The following is a 19,039-nucleotide window of genomic DNA, read 5'->3' on the forward strand; positions in this document are numbered from 1 at the left end:
TCATGCCCGCCTACAACTTCGCCCGCCGCCTCAAGACCCTCGCCAGCCATGGTCCTTGGACCGATGGCGGACCATGGCTGGCCCTCACGCCTTACAAATTCATCTGCAAGATCTGGACATCCGAGCCCCACAGATTCATCCTAAACCCGATCCACCAGATGCCGGGACTGAACACCTAGGCCGCATCGGTTGTGGCGTGTCGTTTCAAAAGCTCCAGCGGCACGATGTCCAGGGCGCGCCTGTGGGTCGCCTCCAGCACAACCTTGGGGGCCGCAAACTCATGCGCGGCTTGCAGGAACCGGCTGGCGCAAAGGCACCAGCGGTCGCCGGCCTTCAGGCCGGGGAATCCGAATTCGGGCCGTGGAGTGGTCAGGTCGTTGCCTAGATAGCGCGACATTGCCAGAAACTCGTCCGTCAGGATCACGCAGACCGTGTGGCTTCCACGATCGTCCGGTCCGGTGTCGCAACAGCCGTTGCGATAGAACCCGGTCATCGGGCTGGTCGAGCAGGGCTGCAGCGCCCCTCCCATGACGTTGATCGACTGATCCATTGGCATTCCTCCGCTTGCCATGCCAGCCTAGGCGACGCTGCGGCTGCTGGAAAGAGGCCGGGCCATCACAACTGGCGGGGCTGCCAGTCGATCCAGCGCCCGTGGAAGTCTGCGCGACCCAAGGCCCACCGACGTTCGTCGCCATCCCACAGCGCCATTCGCAGCGCGGCGCCATGGCCGCCGTCGGCCTCCATCTCCAGGTGCGCGACGGGTGCATCAGGCGTCGCTCGGGCGGCGGCGCGCGCCAGCGTGGCCTCGCAGGCAGCGGCCGTCTCGTGCGGAAAATACTGGGCCGCGATGGTGTGGAAGACGACCGTCAGCGTGCCTAAGACCGGTCGCAGCAACTGCGCGGCAAGCCAAGCTGCGGCGTCGCCGCGATCGACCGGCGGCGGGTCCGCCTGCGCCATCACCAGCGCCGCCCGCAGCCGCGCCAGCCGCGCATCCTGATCCGCCCAGCAGTAGGCCATCAGCCGCAGCGAGTCCCGTTCCGGGTCCAGCGGGTTCAGATCGACGCCGCGACGGCTGGCGACCTGGATCCTGCCCTGCGGGATCTCTCCGCCCCATTCCGGCGTCAGCGACACCCCTTCGGGCGCCGGACCAAGGTGATACCGGTCGAAGTTCAAATTCAGCCCTGCCGAGGCGCCAAGCTCCAGCAGCCTCAGGGGCAGGGGCGACAGCCCGGAAAGGAAACGCCCCGCCCCGATCAACGCCGCCGATCTGGCGACCTCGTTCGTCTGCGGGGGGCTGTCCAGCCACTCGAGGATCATCGCCTCGTGGGTCTGCATCGTATCGACCAGCAGCTCCGTAGAGACGTCGCGCTTGGCATAAGCATGCGCCAGATCCGGCGCCGCGCCGGTCAGCACCAGCGCGTGCAGTGCCCCGCAAAGGCGCAGCGGCACTGAATCCGCGCGGCTCGACGGATCTCCAGGCCAATTCAGCAGACGGGCCGCGACGGCGCCTTGCGACGGCTCCAGTCCCTTTGCCAGCGTCTCGCACAAGGCGGCCGTCAAGGGCGAGCCCAGGTCGCGGCAGGACCGTGCCTGATCGCGGAAGGCCTCGCGGACCCGGCTGTTCATTTGAACCTGTCCGTCAGCGCGCGCAGCCTGTCCGAAAAGCTGGCAGGCCGTTCCGGCTGTGGCGCTGGCGTGGGCTTCGGGGCAGGTTCCGACGCCGGGCTGCCGGCATTCCGGGCGGGGGCGGTGCGGTTGGCGACCGCGTTCTGGAAACGCCCACCATCACCTGCCGCCAGCGCCGCCGCCCCGTCCGAGATGCCGCGCAGCAGGTCGCCCAGCCAGTCCTGCTCGGCCTTGGCAAAATCTGACAACACGTAGGGGGCGACCTTGTCCTTGTGCCCCGGATGACCGATCCCCAGCCGCACCCGCCCATAATCGGCCCCGATATGCTGGTGGATCGACCGCAGGCCGTTGTGGCCGGCATGACCGCCGCCATGCTTGATCCGGCACTTGCCGGGCGCAAGGTCCAGTTCGTCATGCATGACGATCACCTCGGCGGGGGTCAGCTTCAGATAGCGCATTGCCTCGCCCACCGACTGACCGGACAGGTTCATGAAGGTCTGCGGCTTGAGAAGCGTGACCCGGACTTCACCCAACCGGCCTTCGGCGGTCTGCCCCTGAAAGCGTGCCCGCCACGGTCCCAGGCCGTGGTCGTCGGCGATGCGATCCAGCGCCATGAAGCCGATATTGTGGCGATTGGCGGCGTACTTGGTGCCCGGATTGCCCAGCCCGACGATCAGTTTCACAAGGCTCTCCTGCTTGGCCGCGCGGGGTCTCGCGGGTCGAATTGCGTTCCATCCCTTGCGGCTGACCTTGCCGGTTACTAAGACTCTGTCAACCTATCGCGGCTAGAACAGGGGTTCACGCCCGGACGAATCGCGGGGACAGGGACAGACAGCAAGGACAGACGATGAGCGATCCGGCAGAATTCTACATGAACACCCTTGTTCCCATGGTGGTCGAACAGACCTCTCGCGGTGAACGCGCTTATGATATTTTCTCGCGCCTGCTGAAGGAACGGATCATCTTCGTGTCGGGCCCCGTCCACGACGGCATGTCCACCCTCATCTGCGCGCAGTTGCTGTTCCTTGAGGCCGAGAACCCGACCAAGGACATCAGCATGTACATCAACAGCCCTGGCGGTGTCGTCACCTCGGGCCTGTCGATCTACGATACGATGCAGTACATCAAGCCGCGCGTCTCGACACTGGTGGTGGGGCAGGCGGCCTCGATGGGCTCGCTGCTGCTGGCGGCGGGCGAAAAGGGCCTGCGCTATTCGCTGCCCAACAGCCGCGTCATGGTGCACCAGCCGTCGGGCGGTTACCAAGGACAGGCCACCGACATCCTGATCCACGCTCGCGAGACGGAAAAGCTGAAGCGCCGCCTGAACGAGATCTATGTCACGCACACAGGCCGCACCCTGGAGGAGGTCGAGCAGGCGTTGGAACGCGACCGTTTCATGTCGCCGCAAGAGGCACAGGAGTGGGGACTGATCGACGAAGTCGTCGCTCCGCGCGGGAAGGCGGAACCCGAGAAGAAATAGACCTGTTGGGGATTGTGACGGGCGGGGCACGTCCTTAACATGGTACGACATACCTGCGGGGGCCGATCCGCCGCAGGCGACCCGAAGATGCGGCGTGCGGAGAGGATCCCGTCGTCGCCCGTGGCGCAAGGGCGCGACGGCAGCGAAGGAAATGGACGATGGCGAACCAGTCCGGCAATGACAGCAAGAACACGCTCTATTGCAGCTTCTGCGGCAAGAGCCAGCACGAGGTGCGCAAGCTGATCGCGGGTCCGACCGTGTTCATCTGCGACGAATGCGTCGAGCTTTGCATGGACATCATCCGCGAGGAAACGAAGTCTAGCGGTCTGAAGTCCGGCGACGGCGTTCCCACTCCGCGGGAGATTTGCGGCGTTCTTGACGATTATGTGATCGGCCAAGAACATGCCAAGCGCGTGCTCTCGGTCGCGGTTCACAACCACTACAAGCGCCTGAACCACGGGTCGAAGACCGATATCGAATTGGCGAAGTCGAACATCCTGCTGATCGGTCCCACCGGCTGCGGCAAGACGCTTCTGGCGCAGACGCTGGCGCGGATCCTGGACGTGCCCTTTACCATGGCAGACGCGACCACGCTTACCGAAGCCGGTTACGTCGGCGAGGATGTCGAGAACATCATCCTGAAGCTGCTGCAGGCCAGCGAATACAACGTCGAGCGTGCACAGCGCGGCATCGTCTATATCGACGAAGTCGACAAGATCACGCGCAAGTCCGACAACCCCTCGATCACCCGTGACGTCTCGGGTGAAGGGGTGCAGCAGGCGCTGCTGAAGATCATGGAAGGCACCGTCGCAAGCGTCCCGCCGCAAGGCGGCCGCAAGCATCCGCAGCAGGAATTCCTGCAGGTGGACACGACGAACATCCTGTTCATCTGCGGCGGCGCCTTCGCAGGCCTCGACCGGATCATCCAGCAGCGCAACAAGGGCACGGCCATGGGCTTCGGCGCCTCGGTCAAGGAAAACACGGACCAGGGCGTGGGCGAGACCTTCAAGGAACTCGAGCCCGAGGATCTGCTCAAGTTCGGCCTGATTCCGGAATTCGTTGGTCGTCTGCCGGTGATCGCGACCCTGACCGACCTTGACGAGGAAGCGCTGATCATCATCCTAACCAAACCGAAGAACGCGCTGGTCAAGCAGTATCAGCGCCTCTTTGATCTGGAAGGTGTGCAGCTGACCTTCACCGACGATGCACTGACGGCCATTGCCAAGCGGGCCATCAAGCGCAAGACGGGTGCCCGCGGCCTTCGGTCCATCATGGAGGAGATCCTGCTGGACACGATGTTCGAGCTTCCGGGCATGGACAGTGTGCAAGAGGTCGTCGTCAACGAGGATGCAGTCGAGAGTACCTCGGCGAAACCGCTGCTGATCCACGTGGACTCGAAGAAAGAAAGTGCCTCGGCCGGGTGATCCGGCCGGTCCGCGCAAGGCTGGACCTTGACGCGGATCTGGGGCATATGCTTGCGAAACTGAACGTTAAGGGTCCTGTCGATGTCGGTCTTGCTGCGCTTTCTGACCTGGTGGAACAGCCAGACGTTGAACACCCAGTTCTGGACCTGGCGCCACGGCGTCAAGGTCGGCGAGGATGCCTTGGGCAATGTGTTCTTCCAGACCAAAGACGGCAAGCGTCGTTGGGTGATCTACAAGGCCGAGGCCGAGGCCAGCCAGATCAGTCCCGAATGGCACGGCTGGCTGCACCACACCTGGAACGAACCGCCGACCGAAGTGCCGCTGCCCCACAAGGCGTGGGAGCAGCCGCACAAGCCGAACCTGACCGGCACCGGAGGAGCCTATGTTCCGGCGGGTTCTCTCTATCGTGCGAAGCCCGCCGTCCGCAGCGACTATGACGCATGGCAGCCGGAATAGCATGACTTCGAGGACGGCACTGGCCGAGGCTCGGGCCGAGCTGGTCGCCGGCACCCTGGTCCTTGCCACTGCGCTGCTTTTTCTGGCATGGGCCGGGCAGGATCGCCTGAGCACAGGCACTGGATATGAACTGTCCGCATCCTTCCCGGACGTTGACGGGGTTTCGGTCGGGACCGAGGTGCGGCTTGCAGGCGTCCGTATCGGCAGGGTCAGCGATATAAGGCTCAATCCAGCAACCTACATGGCTGATGCGATCCTGACGATCCCGCAGGACGTCCTGATCCCGGCGGATAGTGCGGCGTTGATCCAATCGGATGGGCTCCTTGGCGGGGCCTACATTCAGTTGCAGCCGGGCGGCAGCCTCGACAACCTGGAACCGGGCGGCGAGATCGAAGATGTCCAGGGAGCCGTCAGCCTGCTGCAACTCATGCTGAAATTCGTGGACAGCCAGTCGGACACTGAAGCAGGTGAGGCGCTTCCATGAGGCCGGTCATCTTGGCGGCACTGCTTGTCGCCGCACCGGCAGCGGCGCAAGAGACGGTCCGGGCTGATGCGGCGATGCTCCGCGGGCTCGATAAGGTGTCAGGGCGGACGACCGATCTGCCGCTGCAAGTGGGCCAAGCCATCCGCTATGGCAGGCTGGAGATCAGGCTTGGCGAGTGTCGCTATCCGGCTGCCGACCCCAGTTCGGACGCCTTCGCGCAGATGACCATCACGGATCTGCGCCAGAATGCCACCGTCTTCAGCGGCTGGATGATCGCCAGCTCTCCGGCGCTGTCTGCCTTGGACGATGCCCGCTATGACGTCTGGCTGATGTCCTGCCAAAGCTGATCCGCCGATGGCAGATCGTGGGCAGAGAAGTCGGCCTTGCGGCGTAGCGCCGCCGCCAACCTGCCGCGATAGGCGGATCGCGGCAATTCGATCCCTCCCATGCGGGCAAGGTGGGGCGTCAGGAATTGCGTATCGAATAACCTGAAGCCGCAGCGCAACAGGTGCTGCGAGGTCCACAGAAGCGCCATCTTCGACCCGTTGGTCTGCTCCGACACCATGGATTCGCCAAAGAACGCTGCCCCGAGCGTCACGCCGAAGATGCCGCCTGCGAAGGAGCCACCGCGGCGAGTCGAAATTGCGTGAGCGTGGCCCGCTTCATGAAGCTTGAAGTAGAGCTCGGTCAGTTCGGCATTGATCCAAGTCGTCTCGCGGTCGGCGCAGGCTGCAACGACCTGTTCGAACCCGTCGAAATCCGCCGACCACCCTCCGCGCCGAAGGTCGCGCAGCAACGATCGCGACGCGTGGATGCCGCCCACCGGCAGGACACCGCGAAGGGGCGGGTCGAACCAGTAGAGGCGGTCGTCATCCGCGCTTTCGGCCATGGGAAAGACGCCGCGCGCATAGCCGTTCAACAGTTGCGCGGGCGTCAGCACGGGCGCCTCAGCTGTAGTGCTTTTCCAGCCACCGCTCGAGCCAGTGGATCGAATAGTTGCCGTCCTGGATGTCAGGCTCCTCCAGAAGCGCGCGGAATAGCGGCACCGTCGTGTCCACTCCGTCCACGATCAGCTCTCCCAAGGCGCGGGAAAGGCGTGCCAGCGCCTCGGTCCGGTCGCGCCCGTGGACGATCAGCTTGCCGATCAGGCTGTCGTAGTAGGGTGGAATCGAATAGCCCTGATAGAGCGCCGAATCCATTCGCACGCCCAGGCCGCCGGGGGCGTGGTACTGCGTGATCTTGCCGGGGCAGGGTGAAAAGCCGGGAACTTTTTCGGCATTAATCCGCACCTCGATCGAATGGCCGTTGATCACCAGGTCTTCCTGGTGGAACTCCATCGGAAGGCCCGCAGCAACGCGGATCTGCTGGCGGACGAGGTCCACGCCGAAGATCGCCTCGGTCACCGGATGTTCCACCTGCAGGCGGGTGTTCATCTCGATAAAGTAGAATTCGCCATCCTCATAAAGGAATTCGATGGTGCCAGCGCCGGCATAGCCGATCTTGGCGACAGCATCAGCGCAGGTCTTCCCGATCCGCGCGCGTTCCTCGGCCGTGATGGCAGGGCCTGGGGCTTCCTCGAGCACCTTCTGGTGGCGGCGCTGCAGCGAACAATCGCGTTCGCCCAAATGAACGGCGCGGCCCTTGCCATTGCCGAAGATCTGGATCTCGATGTGGCGCGGCTTTTGTAGGTATTTCTCGATATAGACGTCGGGGTTGCCGAAGGCAGCCTTGGCCTCGGCCCTCGCGGTGCGGAAGGCGACCTCTAGGCCCGCCTCGTCCTGCGCGACCTTCATGCCGCGCCCGCCGCCGCCGGCGGTGGCCTTGATGATGACGGGATAACCAATGGCCGCGGCAACGCGCTTGGCCTCGTCCACGTCGTTGACGCCACCGTCGCTGCCGGGCACGCAGGGCACGCCAAGCGCCTTCATCGTGTCCTTGGCGGTGATCTTGTCGCCCATGATGCGGATATGTTCCGCGCGCGGGCCGATGAAGGTGATGCCGTGGTCTTCCAGCATCTGCACGAAGCCGGCATTCTCGGACAGGAAGCCGTAGCCGGGGTGGATCGCCTGTGCGCCGGTGATCTCGCAGGCCGAGATCAGCGCGGGCATCGACAGGTAGCTTTGCGAGGACGGGGGCGGACCGATGCAGACGGACTCGTCGGCCATGCGAACATACATCGCGTCGGCATCGGCGGTCGAATGCACCGCAACGCTGGCGATGCCCATCTCGCGGCAGGCCCTGATCACGCGCAGCGCGATCTCGCCCCGGTTGGCGATGAGGATCTTGTCGAACATGCCAGTCACTCGACGATCATCAGCGGCGCGCCGAATTCGACAGGGCTTCCGTCATCGACGAGGATGCGGCGAACCGTACCCGCGCGGGGGGCCGGGATGTGGTTCATCGTCTTCATGGCTTCGACGATCATCAGCGTGTCGCCCTCGGCGACGCTCTGGCCGACGGTGACGAAGGGCGTCGCGCCCGGCTCGGCCGCCAGATAGGCGGTGCCGACCATGGGAGAGGTCACCGCACCGGGCAGGCTGGCCGGATCCTCGTTGCTGGCGGGGCCGGCCGCCGGGGCAGATGCCTGTGCCGGGGCCTGCGCGGGCGCCGCCGATGCGGCAGCCGGGGCGGCGGCATAGTGCACCTGCTTGCTCTGCTTGGTCAGGCTGACGGTCAGGCGGTCGTGCTCTCCGTATTCGCGCTTGACCTGGATTTCGTTCAGCTCGCTTGCATTCAGCAGCTCGGCCAGCGACCGGATGAAGGCCACGTCGCCTTCGTGATGCTTGCCGTCTTTGGATTCGTTGCTCATGCCGTCCTCTGCCATGTTCTGGTCGGGCCACGTCTTCGCGCGGCGATTGCGGGGCTTATAAACCTTGTGTCAGGTCAAGGGGAAGGGTCGAGTGGCGTCGGCGCCGCTCAGCGAACGCGGGATGCCTTTTCGTCAATCCCCGAGATGCCCTCGCGTGCAGCAAGCTCTTGTTCGACGTCCTGCAGCGTCACGTCCCGGGCGGCAAGCATCACCAGCAGGTGGAACAACACGTCGGCCGCCTCGGAGGTCAGGCGCTGGCGGTCGCCCTTCACTGCCTCGATGATCGCCTCGACCGCCTCCTCGCCGAACTTCTCGGCGCATTTTTCGGGACCCTTCGACAGCAGCTTCGCGGTCCAGCTGGTATCAGGATCGGCGCCCCTCCGTGACAGGACCGTGGCGGCCAGGCGGTCCAACGCGCTCATGTCAACCTCATGGGAATGCCGGCAGCGGCCATGTGGGCCTTGGCTTGAGAAATCGTGAAGCTGCCGAAATGGAAAATGCTGGCCGCCAGAACGGCGCTTGCATGGCCTTCGGTCACCCCTTCGACCAGGTGGTCCAGCGTCCCGACGCCGCCCGAGGCGATGACCGGAATGTTGACCGCGTCCGCAATGGCCCGGGTCAGGGGCAGGTTGAAGCCGGAACGCGTGCCGTCGCGATCCATAGAGGTCAGCAGGATCTCACCTGCGCCCTTCGCCTCGACAGTGCGGGCGAACTCGACCGCGTCAATGCCCGTCGGCTTGCGCCCGCCATGTGTGAAGATCTCCCACCGGCCGTCAGCCACGGTCTTCGCGTCGATGGCGACGACGATGCACTGGCTGCCGAAGCGGTCGGCGGCGGCGGCCACGACGTCGGGATTGGCGACGGCGGCCGAGTTGAAGCTGACCTTGTCGGCCCCCGCCAGCAGCAGCGCGCGGACGTCGTCATGGCTCCGGACGCCGCCACCCACGGTCAGGGGAACAAAACACTGTTCCGCCGTCCGGGTGACTAGATCAAACATCGTCCCGCGGTTTTCATGGGTTGCGTGGATGTCGAGAAAGCAGATCTCGTCGGCACCGGCGGCGTCATAGGCGCGCGCCGCCTCGACCGGATCGCCGGCATCCCTGAGGTCGACGAAGTTCACGCCCTTGACGACGCGGCCGTCGGCGACGTCGAGGCAAGGGATGATCCGGGTCTTGAGCATGTGTCGGTGCCTTTGCTGCTGCAGCCCGCTTCTACTGCGAAGGGCGGAGGGGGGCCAGCCCCCCGTCGCGTGCCGCGACGCCCCCCGGGAAATTTGCGGACCGCTGCAGGGGGAGGCGTCAGGCGAGCGAGGACAGCGCCTCGTTGAGGTCAATGGCACCGTCATAGAGAGCGCGGCCCGAGATGGCTCCGGCAATGACGCGCGTGTCGGCAAGCGCCCTGAGGTCCGCCAGCGACGAGACGCCGCCCGAGGCGATGACCGGAATGGTGACCGCACGGGCCAGCGCCTCGGTCGCGGGGATGTTGGGGCCGCCCATCGCGCCATCGCGGTCGATGTCGGTATAGATGATCGCGGCGACCCCGGCGTCCTGAAAGCGTCGAGCAAGGTCGGTGGCGTCGAGGTCCGTCTCGGTCGCCCAGCCCCGCGTGGCGACGCGTCCACCGCGTGCGTCGATGCCGACGGCGATGCGGCCGGGGAACGCCTCGGCGGCGTGGCGCACCAGGTCCGGATGCTCGACCGCGACGGTCCCGAGGATCACCCGCGTCAGGCCGCGATCCAGCCAGCTTTCGATGGTCGCCATGTCGCGAATGCCGCCGCCGAGCTGCGTGGGAATGTCGGTCGCAGCCAGGATCGCCTCGACCGCACTGGCATTGACGGGCTTGCCCTCGAAGGCGCCGTTCAGGTCGACGAGGTGCAGCCATTGCGCGCCGGCATCCTGGAAAGCCCGGGCTTGTGCCGCAGGGTCGGTTCCGAACACGGTCGCGGCCTGCATGTCGCCGCGCAGCAGGCGCACGCAGTTGCCGTCCTTGAGGTCGATGGCGGGATAGAGGATCATGTGGCGCTCCGGTCTGCTGGTCGGCTGTCCTTTGCCACGGAGAGTGCGGTGACGTAAAGGCCAGGACCTCACGTCATGCTTGCGGGAAACGCCCGCGCCCGCGCATCTTCTTCCCATCCTGAGGAGGAGAGAACATGCGCCTGACCATTCTTGCCGCCGCACTGACGCTGCTGGGCGGTGCCGCCACTGCCGATCCCATCGAGGGTGTCTGGCAGACGCAGCCCGATGAAGGCTCGCTTGCCCATGTCACCATCGCCCCTTGCGGCGGCGCCTTCTGCGGCACGATCAGCCAGACCTTCAAGGACGGGGCGGCCTATCAATCCCCGAACATCGGCCGGCAGATCGTGATCGACATGACGCCGCGCGGCAACGGCGCCTATGCCGGCCGCGTCTGGCGCCCCGCGAACGACAAGGTCTATTCGGGCAAAGCCGAAGTCGCCGGCGCGCAGATGAGCTTGTCGGGCTGCGTCGCGGGTGGCCTGATCTGCAAGAGCCAGACCTGGGTTCGGGTGCAATGAACTGGTGAACGCCGGGGCGTGGATGTATTGCCAGAAGCTGCATCACGCGCCGGCTATCGCGGCCATATGTGCTGCGCGGAGTTGTTGATGAGATCACGGGCGGCGCGATCATGAGGCGAGGGGTGGCCTTTCCGGGATTGACTGGCCTAGGCGCGGTCTTGGCCGAGGGCGGCGCCTCTGACCGATGAGAAGCGTCAGATTTGTCGTTGCCGATCTTAATCTACGTCAGCACGATGATGACTTTGGGCCGTGCGATGGCCAGTCGAGCTGGCACGTCCTGCCGAAGGATCGACCCGGCAACCGCGCCACCCCCTCGGCAAATCTTCGCGGTCAGGATCTGCCGCCCCGACTATTCGGCCGCCGCAGCCGCTCTCCATTGTGAGACACAGGGGATCTTGTCGCGATCGCAGCGGTCCGCGTATTTTCGGGCGATCTCCTCGACCTCGGCCAGAAGACCATCGGCCAGCTTGATCGGCTGAAGACCGAGGCCCAGAAAGCCGTCGTTGACGACGTGCAGGTCGTTCTCGTCCGCCTCGTTGCGGGGGTTCTTGAGGAACGCGACCTCGGCCCCGGTGCGGTCGGCGATCATCTGCGCCAGGTCGCGGACGCGGTGCGTCTCGGTCATCTGGTTCAAGATCTGGACTCGGTCTCCGCGCGCCGGCGGGTTGGTCAGAGCTAGTTCGACGCAGCGGCAGGTGTCCTGGATATGGATGAAGGCGCGGGTCTGCCCACCGGTGCCATGCACTGTCAGCGGGTATTCCACGGCAGCCTGCATCAGGAAGCGGTTTAGAACCGTGCCGAAGTCGCCGTCATAGTCGAAGCGGTTGATCAACCGTTCGTCGCGGCGGGTTTCCTCGGTCTGGGTGCCCCAGACGATGCCCTGGTGCAGGTCGGTGATCCGCAGCCCGTCGTTCTTGTTGTAGTAGAAGAAGAACAGCTGATCCTGCGTCTTCGTCATGTGATAGATGCTGCCCGGATTGGCCGGATAGAGGATCTGCTGGCGATGGGGCCCGTTTTCGGTGTCCACCGTCACGTCCAGATAGCCTTCGGGGATCTTCATGCCCGCGGTGCCATAGCCATAGACGCCCATCGTGCCCAAGTGCACTAGGTGGATGTCCTGCCCCGATTCGACGATGGCGGCCAGGATGTCGTTCGTGGCATTCAGGTTGTTGTTGACGGTATAGCGCTTGTGCCGGCTGGACTTCATCGAATAGGGCGCGGCGCGCTGTTCGGCGAAGTGGACGACGGCGTCGGGGCGTTCGGATGCGAGAAGGGATAGAAGGCGGTCGTAGTCCTGCCCGACGGTCAGATCCTCGATCTGGATGTGGCGGCCGGTGATCTCTTGCCAGGCGCGCACCCGTTCGCCCAAGGGGCGGATCGGTGTCAGCGAGGTGACCTCCAGCTCGACGTCGATCTTGCGACGCGACAGGTTGTCCACGATCACGACGTCGTGGCCGCGGGCCGACAGGTGCAGGGCGGTGGGCCAGCCGCAGAAACCGTCTCCGCCCAGAACGATGATCTTCATGCTTCGCCTTCGAACAGGATAGCTGTCACTGCTGTGTAATGCGGCACGACCAGCCGCGCCAGACTTGCCGCATCAGCGACACAAATCCGTCATGGTGGCGGCGGTTATCAGCCGGTCTGTTGCGCCAGCTGCATGTTGGCCATGTGCATCTGGATCGCATCCTCGACATTGTCGAAGAAGGTCAGCTTGCCGCGCTCAAGCACGGCGCCCATGTGGCAGATCTGCCGCAGAAGCGGCATCGAGTGGGCCACCACGATGGCTCCAGAGGTCGACATGCGCTGGTTGAAGACACGGTTCGACTTGGCCCGGAAGGCAGCGTCGCCCACTGCAGATACCTCGTCCACCAGGTAGGTGTCGAAGGGAACCGCCATCGACAGCCCGAAGGCCAGCCGCGACCGCATGCCCGAGGAATAGGTGCGGATCGGCAGGCGGAAGTGGTCGCCCAGCTCGGCGAAGTCCTCGACGAAGTACAGAAGTTCGTCCGTGTTCACGCCATAGATTCGCGCAACGAAGCGGCAGTTCTGCTCTCCGGTCAGTTCACCACTGAAGGATCCGGCGAAGCCCACCGGCCAGCTGATCGTCCCGGTCGACAGGATCTTGCCCGAGCTTGGCAGCATCGCGCCCGAGATCATCCGCAGCAGCGAGGACTTTCCTGCCCCGTTCCGTCCCAGAAGCGCCACCGACACGCCAGAGGGGAAGGTGGCCGTGATGTCGTCGGCCACCACCTTGTGCTTGCCGTTCAGCGTATAGGTCTTGGACAGGTTCTGCAGGTGGATCATCGCCGGTCGCGGAGGCTGTAGAAGATCAGGCTGCCGATGATCCACAGGACCGACAGGAAGCCTGCAATGATCAGCATCAGCTTCGCGCGTTGGGGAAACTCGGCCTCTTGCGCCAGGGTGGGGCGGATATAGGGGGCGAGGTAGCGCGACTGGCGGACAGCCTCGGCGCGCGCGGCCTCATAGCTGGCGAGGGCTGCGGTATAGCTGGTCTCGGCGAATTCGCGGTCGACCGCCAGGATCTCGTACTGCCCGACCACGTCGGACAGCGCAGCCTCGTCGCTGCTGGACCCGAACTTCTGGCGCTCGGCGTCGATCTGTTCGCGGATGATCTGGATGCGCAGCTCGGTCTGGGCGATGCGCGGGTCCTCGGGCTGAGCGTTGGCTCGCAACAGGCCGAGCGAGACGAGCTGTTCGGCCAGCTGCTGCTGGAGCGAGGTGACCACGCCGATCTGCCCCTGCACATCGGCCGTCGGGTCGACCAGCTGATAGCGGTTGCGGAACTCGGTCACCGCCTGGCGCGCCTCGCGCAGGCGTTCCTGCGCACGGTCCAGCTCGTCACGGGAATAGCGCAGCGCATCCTCGCGCGCAATGTCGTTCAACTGGTTGATCAGCTGCCCGCCTTCTTCCAGGATTGCCTGGGTGATGTTCTGGGCATCGACAGGGTCGAAGGCCAGGACGCGCAGGTCGATCATCCCGGTATCGTAATGGATGCGAACCTTGCGTTCCCATTCGTCGACCAGCTCCTCGACCGCCTGGCCGCCACGGAACGAGAAGATCGGATCGCCCGGCGCCTTCGACCAGATTTCGCGAAGGTCGAGGCGGGCGTCGACACGTTCGACGAGGTCGCGGCTCTGGATGAACTTGTAGAGGACGTCGGTGTCGGTCGTGGAACTGGCCCCGACCAGCGAGCCCAGTCCGCCCAGCATGTCGACGGGGGTCGAGGCGGTTTCGCTGCGGACCGAAAAACCCACATACGAGGCGTATTGATCGGCCGCGCGGGTATAGAGATAGATCGCGCTGAGGATGACCGGCAGGACGACGACCAGAACAAAGCTGATCGCCATGCCGTAATGCCGCCGCTCCAGTCTGGCAGGGCTGGCGGGCGGAAGGACGGGGGTCTGCATTGCCGCCTCGATCCGCGCCTGCATTTGCGGATTGACGGCAGGGCCCTGCTGCCCGGCCCGCATTCCAGGCCCCTGGCCGGCGCCCGGTCGGGGACCGGCGGCGGCACCTTGGGGACGCGGCCCGGCTTGACCCGGACGTGCCGCCTGGGGGCCGGCGGCGGCACTGGAACGCTGCCCGGCGCCCGCATTGGCGGCGCCCTGCCCAGCCTGCTGCGGGCCGGGGCCCGACGGGGCGGCTGCGGGTTTCTGGGGCTGGGCCGGCGTGGCCGGCGTGCCGGCTTGCGATCCGAGTTTCTGGTCCTGGGCGGACATGCGCTTACCCCGCCTGTCATGTTGATCTTATGCGGGCTGTCATACATAACCGCCCCGAACAGTTCCAGCACCGTTGCCGTGCCGGTTTCGTGAACAACATAAAGGCGCCCCGGCGCGATTCCCATGTCCGACATCCTGAACCCTTCCGAAGGCCCTCGTCCGGCTCCTTTGCCGCAGCGGCGGGATGACGACCGGCCCCGCGTCCTCAAGGAAGTGCGAAAGCACCGCCGCTTCGCCAGCCTGCGCGCCATCGGCGCTCTGGTGCTGAGAGAGATGCAGACAAGCCACGGCAGGTCGTCGGGCGGATATTTCTGGGCGATCGCCGAGCCGGTCGGGGGCATTACGCTGCTGACGCTGATCTTCTCGATGGGGTTCCGGGCGCCGCCGGTCGGCACCAGCTTCGCCATGTTCTATGCCACGGGCGTCGTGCCGTTCATGGCCTATCTGGACATGTCGGGTAAGGTTGCCGGATCGATCAACTACTCGAAGTCTCTGCTGTCCTATCCGGCGGTCACCTTCATGGACGCGCTGCTGGCGCGGATCGCGTTCAACACGGTGACGCAGATCATGGTCGCGACGCTGATCTTCGTCGGCATCTCGTCCTTCATGGAGACGCGGACGGACCCGCAGTTCGACCTGATCGCCATCGGCTTTGCGATGGTCGTCGTCATCGCATCGGCGATCGGCACGATGAACTGCTTCATGTTCGCCGCCTTTTCCTGGTGGCAACCGATGTGGAGCATCCTGATGAGGCCGATCTTCCTGGTGTCCTGCATCTTCTTCATCTTCGATGACATCCCGCAGCCTTACCAGGACTGGCTGTGGTGGAACCCGCTGGTCCATGTCGTGGGGCAGATGCGGCGGGCATTCTATCCCAGCTATGCCGGCGACTACGTCAGCTATCTCTATGTGTTCGGCCTGGGCCTGGGCCTGATCGCGTTGGGGCTGACGCTGCTGATCCGGTATCACCGCGACCTGCAGAACAGCTGACGCCCCTCAGCCCCGCGGGTCGATCAGCCGGGCCAGCACCGCCTCGCGGGTGATGCGGCCGCCGCCGTGGACGGGCAGGGCAGCGCGGTCGGCCAGAAGGTCCATGACCGCCCGCACCGGCATGTCGCGCGGCACGGGGTCGCCTTCGGCGGCGCCGGGTTCGGCGACATCCTCGGCGGTCAGGACGCCAAGCGGATTCATGTGCGCCACGAAATCCGCGACATAGGCATTGACCGGGTTCGCGATGATCTGACGCGCCGTGCCGACCTGCACGATGCGGCCGCCCTCCATCAACGCAATGCGGTTGCCCAGCTTGAATGCCTCGTCCAGGTCGTGGCTGACGAAGATGATTGTGCGGCCGGTCTTGGCCTGCAGCTCCAGCAGCTCGTCCTGCAGGCGGGCGCGGATCAGGGGGTCGAGCGCGCTGAAGGGTTCGTCCATCAGAAGAATGGGCGCCTCGGTCGCGAAAGCTCGCGCCAAGCCTACACGCTGCTGCATGCCGCCCGACAGCTCGCCCACCTTGCGGTCCGCCCATTCGGCAAGGCCCACAGTCTCCAGGTGCTGTTCCACCCTGGCCCGCCGGTCGGCCTGGGACATCCCGGCCAGCTCCAGCCCCAGGCCCACGTTTTCGCGCACCGTGCGCCAAGGCAGCAGGCCGAACTGCTGGAACACCATCGCGACATCGCGCAGGCGAATGTCGCGCAGCTTGCGCGACCCGGCCGAGGTCACGCTGACCATCTGGTCGCCCTTGCGGATGCGAACCTCGCCCCGGCAGACGTCATTGAGCGCGTTCACCGCGCGCAAAAGGGTCGATTTGCCCGACCCGGACAGGCCCATCAGGACCAGGATCTCGCCCTCGGCCACAGAGAGCGAGCAGTCGTGGACCCCGAGGACCTGGCCGGTCTCCTCCTTGATCGGCCCCCGTTCAAGACCCTCGTCCATCAGCGGCAGGGCGCGTTCGGGATGATCGCCGAAGACGATGCAGACATTGTCGAACTCGACGGCATTGCTCATTTGCGGCTCTCCATGCGCAGCATCCGGTCCAGAAGGATCGCCACGACGACGATGACGAACCCCGATTCGAACCCGAGCGCGGTGTTCACGCTGTTCAGCGCCCGCACGACCGGAACGCCCAATCCCGATGCGCCGACCAGGGCGGCGATGACCACCATCGACAGCGACAGCATGATCGTCTGGTTAAGGCCCGCCATGATCTGCGGCAGCGCGCTTGGCAGCTCCACCTTCCACAGCAGCTGGCGCTTGGTAGCGCCGAAGGCGGTCGCCGCCTCGACCAGTGCGGGCGGGGTCGAGGCGATGCCCAGCTGCGTCAGGCGAATCGGGGCGGGCAGTACGAAGATCACCGTCGCCAGAAGGCCAGGCACCATGCCGATGCCGAAGAAGACGATGGCCGGAATCAGATAGACGAAGGTCGGCAGCGTCTGCATCAGGTCCAGGACCGGCCGCATCCAGGCATAGAGCTTGGGCCGGTGCGCGGCGGCGATGCCGACTGGTACGCCGATCGCCATGCAGACGATGCAGGCCGATAGCACCAGCGTCAGCGACTGCAGCATCTCGCTCCAATAGCCTTGGTTCAGCACGAACAAGAGGCCCGCGACCATCAGCAGGCAGGTGGACAGCCGCCGCTGCAGCGCCCAGGTCAGCGCGACGGCCAGCGCGATGAACAGGAACGGGTGCGGCGCCTCGAGCGCGGCCAACACCCACCCGATCAGCGATTCCATCGCGACCGAGATCGCGTCGAAGACGCCGGCCGCGTTGGCCGTGAGCCAGTCGAAGGCCGATCTGGCCGAGGCCCCGACCGGGATCTTGTTGTCGGTGACCCATGCGGTCAGCTGTTCCATGCGTGTTCCCCTGCCTGTTCCGGTTGGTCCTGACGGCCCGTCAGCCCGCCAGTGCCTCGTTCAGCGCCGCCTGGGGGTCGTTGCCGTCGAAGGTGGTCACGCCCGACAGCCAAGGCGTCGCCGCGTCGGGATTGGCCGACAGCCATTCGCGCGCGGCCTCCATCGGGGCCATGCCGTCGTTCAGGATCATGCCCATGACCTCGTTTTCCATCGGCAGCGTGAATTCGAGGTTCTGAAGGAACTGCCCCACGTTCGGGCATTCCTTGACATAGCCGGCGCGGGTGTTCGTGCGCACCTCGGCGCCGCCCAGGTCGGGACCGAAAACTTCGTCGCCGCCGGTCAGGTAGGTCATGTCGAACTGCGCGTTCATGGGGTGCGGCTCCCATCCCAGGAAGACCACCGGCTCATCACGACCGACCGCGCGGCCGACCTGGGCGAGCATACCCTGTTCGGACGATTCAACCACCTCGAACGTGCCGAGGCCGAACTTGTCCATAGCCACCATCTCCAGCAGCAGGCGGTTGCCGTCGTTACCGGGCTCGATCCCGTAGATCTTGCCGTCCAGCGCCTCCTGATGCTCGGCGATATCGGTGAAATCCGTGATGCCAAGGTCGGCGCCGGCCTGGTTCGTGGCCAGCGTGTACTTCGCCCCGGTCAGGTTCGTGCGGACAGTGTCGACGGTTCCCGCCTCGGAATAGGGCGCGATGTCGGCCTCCATCGTGGGCATCCAGTTGCCCAGGAACACGTCGACGTCATCCGTCGACAGCGCGGTATAGGTCACCGGCACTGACAGGATGCGGGTCTCGGTCTCATATCCAAGCGCCTGCAGCACGGTCGAGGTCAGGGCGGTGGTCGCGGTGATGTCGGACCAGCCGACATCCGAGAACACCACCGTCCGGCAGCTGTCGGGTTCTTCTGCGAAGGCCGGGGCGGCCGTGGCGGCGCCGATCGCGATGAAGGCGGCAATGCGGGATAGGGTCATGTCGGACTCCCTGTTCTTGATTGGTCGGTCAATTAAAGTTACAACCGTCCGGCAGTGCAACCACTTTTCCCTTTCGCAGGACCGAACATGCCGAAACTTGGCGCAGAGCCTATCCGAAAAGCAGCGTTAATCAACGCCGCCATCTTCGAGGTCGGGCGGGCGGGGTCGCTGGACGTGACCGTGGCGCAGATTGCGCGACGGGCGGGCATGTCACCGGCGTTGGCGCATCACTACTTCGGTTCGAAGGAACAGATCTTCCTGGCGGCGATGCGCCACATCCTGCGATCCTACGGGCAGTCGGTGCGCGACGCGCTGCCGGGCGAGGGCGAGCGCGGGCGACTGCTGGCGATTGTCCATGCCAGCTTTGCGCCGCAGAACTTCCAGCGCGAGACTGTCAGCGCCTGGCTGAACTTCTATGCGCTGTCCTTCGTCAGTGATGACGCCGTCCGCTTGCTGCGGGTCTATCACCGCCGGCTGCGATCGAACCTGATCGTCGCGCTCCGAGGGCGTTGTGACGATCCGGCCCGGACGGCCGACACGCTCGGCGCGCTGATCGACGGCGTCTACCTGCGGGCGGTCCTGAACGAAGGCCCCACGGATGCGGATGCCGCCCTGAAAACTGTTCTGTCCTATCTAGAGGAGGCCCTAGCATGAGC

Annotated in this window: 23 protein-coding genes; 8 read left to right on the top strand and 15 right to left on the bottom strand. The window is 65.2% G+C overall.

All coding sequences use genetic code 11. The features are described 5' to 3' along the window. Positions 1-175: 175 nt before the first annotated feature. The 3 genes from OC184_RS12710 to pth form a co-directional block, all read right to left on the bottom strand. Positions 176-550: a DUF2237 family protein gene (locus tag OC184_RS12710; RefSeq protein WP_265507555.1), complete on the bottom strand. Its 375-nt coding sequence runs from the start codon at positions 548-550 to the stop codon at positions 176-178. A gap of 65 nt (positions 551-615) precedes the next feature. Continuing rightward, positions 616-1,626 carry a DUF2332 domain-containing protein gene (locus tag OC184_RS12715; protein WP_265507556.1) on the bottom strand — a complete coding sequence of 337 codons (1,011 nt, stop codon included), beginning with the start codon at positions 1,624-1,626 and terminating at the stop codon, positions 616-618. Further along, a complete protein-coding gene (pth, locus tag OC184_RS12720; protein ID WP_265507557.1) occupies positions 1,623-2,309 on the bottom strand; it encodes an aminoacyl-tRNA hydrolase in 687 nt (228 codons plus the stop codon). The genes OC184_RS12715 and pth overlap by 4 nt, the downstream gene beginning before the upstream one ends. Positions 2,310-2,473: 164 nt before the next feature. Here pth and OC184_RS12725 point away from each other — a divergent pair, with 164 nt between their 5' ends. From OC184_RS12725 to OC184_RS12745, 5 genes are all read left to right on the top strand, one after another. Further along, complete coding sequence (locus OC184_RS12725; RefSeq protein WP_265507558.1) at positions 2,474-3,106, top strand: ATP-dependent Clp protease proteolytic subunit; 633 nt, start codon at positions 2,474-2,476, stop codon at positions 3,104-3,106. Positions 3,107-3,264: 158 nt separating this feature from the next. Beyond that, on the top strand, positions 3,265-4,530 hold the full coding sequence (clpX, locus tag OC184_RS12730; RefSeq protein ID WP_265507559.1) for an ATP-dependent Clp protease ATP-binding subunit ClpX: 1,266 nt from the start codon (positions 3,265-3,267) through the stop codon (positions 4,528-4,530). 81 nt (positions 4,531-4,611) lie between these two features. Then, complete coding sequence (locus OC184_RS12735; protein ID WP_265507560.1) at positions 4,612-4,986, top strand: NADH:ubiquinone oxidoreductase subunit NDUFA12; 375 nt, start codon at positions 4,612-4,614, stop codon at positions 4,984-4,986. Then, positions 4,964-5,470, top strand: a complete 507-nt coding sequence (gene mlaD / locus OC184_RS12740) for an outer membrane lipid asymmetry maintenance protein MlaD (protein ID WP_265507561.1) — start codon at positions 4,964-4,966, stop codon at positions 5,468-5,470. Before OC184_RS12735 ends, mlaD begins: the two co-directional genes overlap by 23 nt. Beyond that, a complete protein-coding gene (locus tag OC184_RS12745) occupies positions 5,467-5,817 on the top strand; it encodes a DUF2155 domain-containing protein (RefSeq protein ID WP_265507562.1) in 351 nt (116 codons plus the stop codon). Before mlaD ends, OC184_RS12745 begins: the two co-directional genes overlap by 4 nt. Here OC184_RS12745 and aat read toward each other — a convergent pair. From aat to hisA, 6 genes are all read right to left on the bottom strand, one after another. Next, entirely contained in the window at positions 5,784-6,410 is a 627-nt protein-coding gene (gene aat, locus OC184_RS12750; RefSeq protein ID WP_265507563.1) for a leucyl/phenylalanyl-tRNA--protein transferase, read from the bottom strand. The two genes, OC184_RS12745 and aat, sit on opposite strands and share 34 nt — an antisense overlap. A 7-nt stretch (positions 6,411-6,417) precedes the next feature. Beyond that, entirely contained in the window at positions 6,418-7,764 is a 1,347-nt protein-coding gene (gene accC / locus OC184_RS12755; RefSeq protein ID WP_265507564.1) for an acetyl-CoA carboxylase biotin carboxylase subunit, read from the bottom strand. 5 nt (positions 7,765-7,769) lie between these two features. After that, positions 7,770-8,279 (bottom strand): acetyl-CoA carboxylase biotin carboxyl carrier protein, encoded by a 510-nt coding sequence (gene accB / locus OC184_RS12760; protein ID WP_265507565.1) that lies wholly within the window; start codon positions 8,277-8,279, stop codon positions 7,770-7,772. Positions 8,280-8,386: 107 nt separating this feature from the next. Next, a complete protein-coding gene (locus OC184_RS12765; RefSeq protein ID WP_265507566.1) occupies positions 8,387-8,701 on the bottom strand; it encodes a phosphoribosyl-ATP diphosphatase in 315 nt (104 codons plus the stop codon). After that, entirely contained in the window at positions 8,698-9,459 is a 762-nt protein-coding gene (gene hisF / locus OC184_RS12770) for an imidazole glycerol phosphate synthase subunit HisF (RefSeq protein WP_265507567.1), read from the bottom strand. Before hisF ends, OC184_RS12765 begins: the two co-directional genes overlap by 4 nt. A gap of 118 nt (positions 9,460-9,577) precedes the next feature. After that, positions 9,578-10,294 carry a 1-(5-phosphoribosyl)-5-[(5-phosphoribosylamino)methylideneamino]imidazole-4-carboxamide isomerase gene (gene hisA, locus OC184_RS12775; protein WP_265507568.1) on the bottom strand — a complete coding sequence of 239 codons (717 nt, stop codon included), beginning with the start codon at positions 10,292-10,294 and terminating at the stop codon, positions 9,578-9,580. A gap of 134 nt (positions 10,295-10,428) precedes the next feature. Between hisA and OC184_RS12780 the strand changes: the two genes are divergently transcribed. Beyond that, positions 10,429-10,812: a DUF2147 domain-containing protein gene (locus OC184_RS12780; protein WP_265507569.1), complete on the top strand. Its 384-nt coding sequence runs from the start codon at positions 10,429-10,431 to the stop codon at positions 10,810-10,812. A gap of 349 nt (positions 10,813-11,161) precedes the next feature. On the opposite strand, the gene OC184_RS12785 is transcribed toward OC184_RS12780, so the two are convergent. The 3 genes from OC184_RS12785 to OC184_RS12795 form a co-directional block, all read right to left on the bottom strand. After that, positions 11,162-12,337, bottom strand: coding sequence for an NAD-dependent epimerase/dehydratase family protein (locus OC184_RS12785; RefSeq protein WP_265507570.1), 1,176 nt, complete (start codon positions 12,335-12,337; stop codon positions 11,162-11,164). A gap of 107 nt (positions 12,338-12,444) precedes the next feature. Next, positions 12,445-13,116, bottom strand: coding sequence for an ABC transporter ATP-binding protein (locus OC184_RS12790; RefSeq protein ID WP_265507571.1), 672 nt, complete (start codon positions 13,114-13,116; stop codon positions 12,445-12,447). Then, a complete protein-coding gene (locus OC184_RS12795; RefSeq protein ID WP_265507572.1) occupies positions 13,113-14,552 on the bottom strand; it encodes a sugar transporter in 1,440 nt (479 codons plus the stop codon). Before OC184_RS12795 ends, OC184_RS12790 begins: the two co-directional genes overlap by 4 nt. 123 nt (positions 14,553-14,675) lie before the next feature. Here OC184_RS12795 and OC184_RS12800 point away from each other — a divergent pair, with 123 nt between their 5' ends. Beyond that, on the top strand, positions 14,676-15,542 hold the full coding sequence (locus tag OC184_RS12800; RefSeq protein WP_265507573.1) for an ABC transporter permease: 867 nt from the start codon (positions 14,676-14,678) through the stop codon (positions 15,540-15,542). Positions 15,543-15,548: 6 nt separating this feature from the next. Here OC184_RS12800 and choV read toward each other — a convergent pair whose 3' ends face one another. Genes choV through OC184_RS12815 form a run of 3 tightly spaced genes read right to left on the bottom strand, consistent with a single transcriptional unit; the run spans position 15,549 to position 18,383 of the window. Next, the gene (gene choV / locus OC184_RS12805) at positions 15,549-16,556 is read right to left on the bottom strand and encodes a choline ABC transporter ATP-binding protein (RefSeq protein ID WP_265507574.1); all 1,008 of its coding nucleotides are present in this window, start codon (positions 16,554-16,556) and stop codon (positions 15,549-15,551) included. After that, positions 16,553-17,401 (bottom strand): choline ABC transporter permease subunit, encoded by an 849-nt coding sequence (gene choW, locus OC184_RS12810; protein WP_265507575.1) that lies wholly within the window; start codon positions 17,399-17,401, stop codon positions 16,553-16,555. The genes choV and choW overlap by 4 nt, the downstream gene beginning before the upstream one ends. 40 nt (positions 17,402-17,441) lie before the next feature. After that, complete coding sequence (locus OC184_RS12815) at positions 17,442-18,383, bottom strand: choline ABC transporter substrate-binding protein (protein WP_265507576.1); 942 nt, start codon at positions 18,381-18,383, stop codon at positions 17,442-17,444. An 87-nt stretch (positions 18,384-18,470) separates the two neighbouring features. Here OC184_RS12815 and betI point away from each other — a divergent pair, with 87 nt between their 5' ends. Beyond that, positions 18,471-19,037, top strand: coding sequence for a transcriptional regulator BetI (gene betI, locus OC184_RS12820; protein ID WP_265507577.1), 567 nt, complete (start codon positions 18,471-18,473; stop codon positions 19,035-19,037). Positions 19,038-19,039 lie beyond the last annotated feature (2 nt).

This window comes from Paracoccus rhizosphaerae (genome assembly GCF_026162645.1).
Lineage (GTDB): Bacteria > Pseudomonadota > Alphaproteobacteria > Rhodobacterales > Rhodobacteraceae > Paracoccus > Paracoccus rhizosphaerae.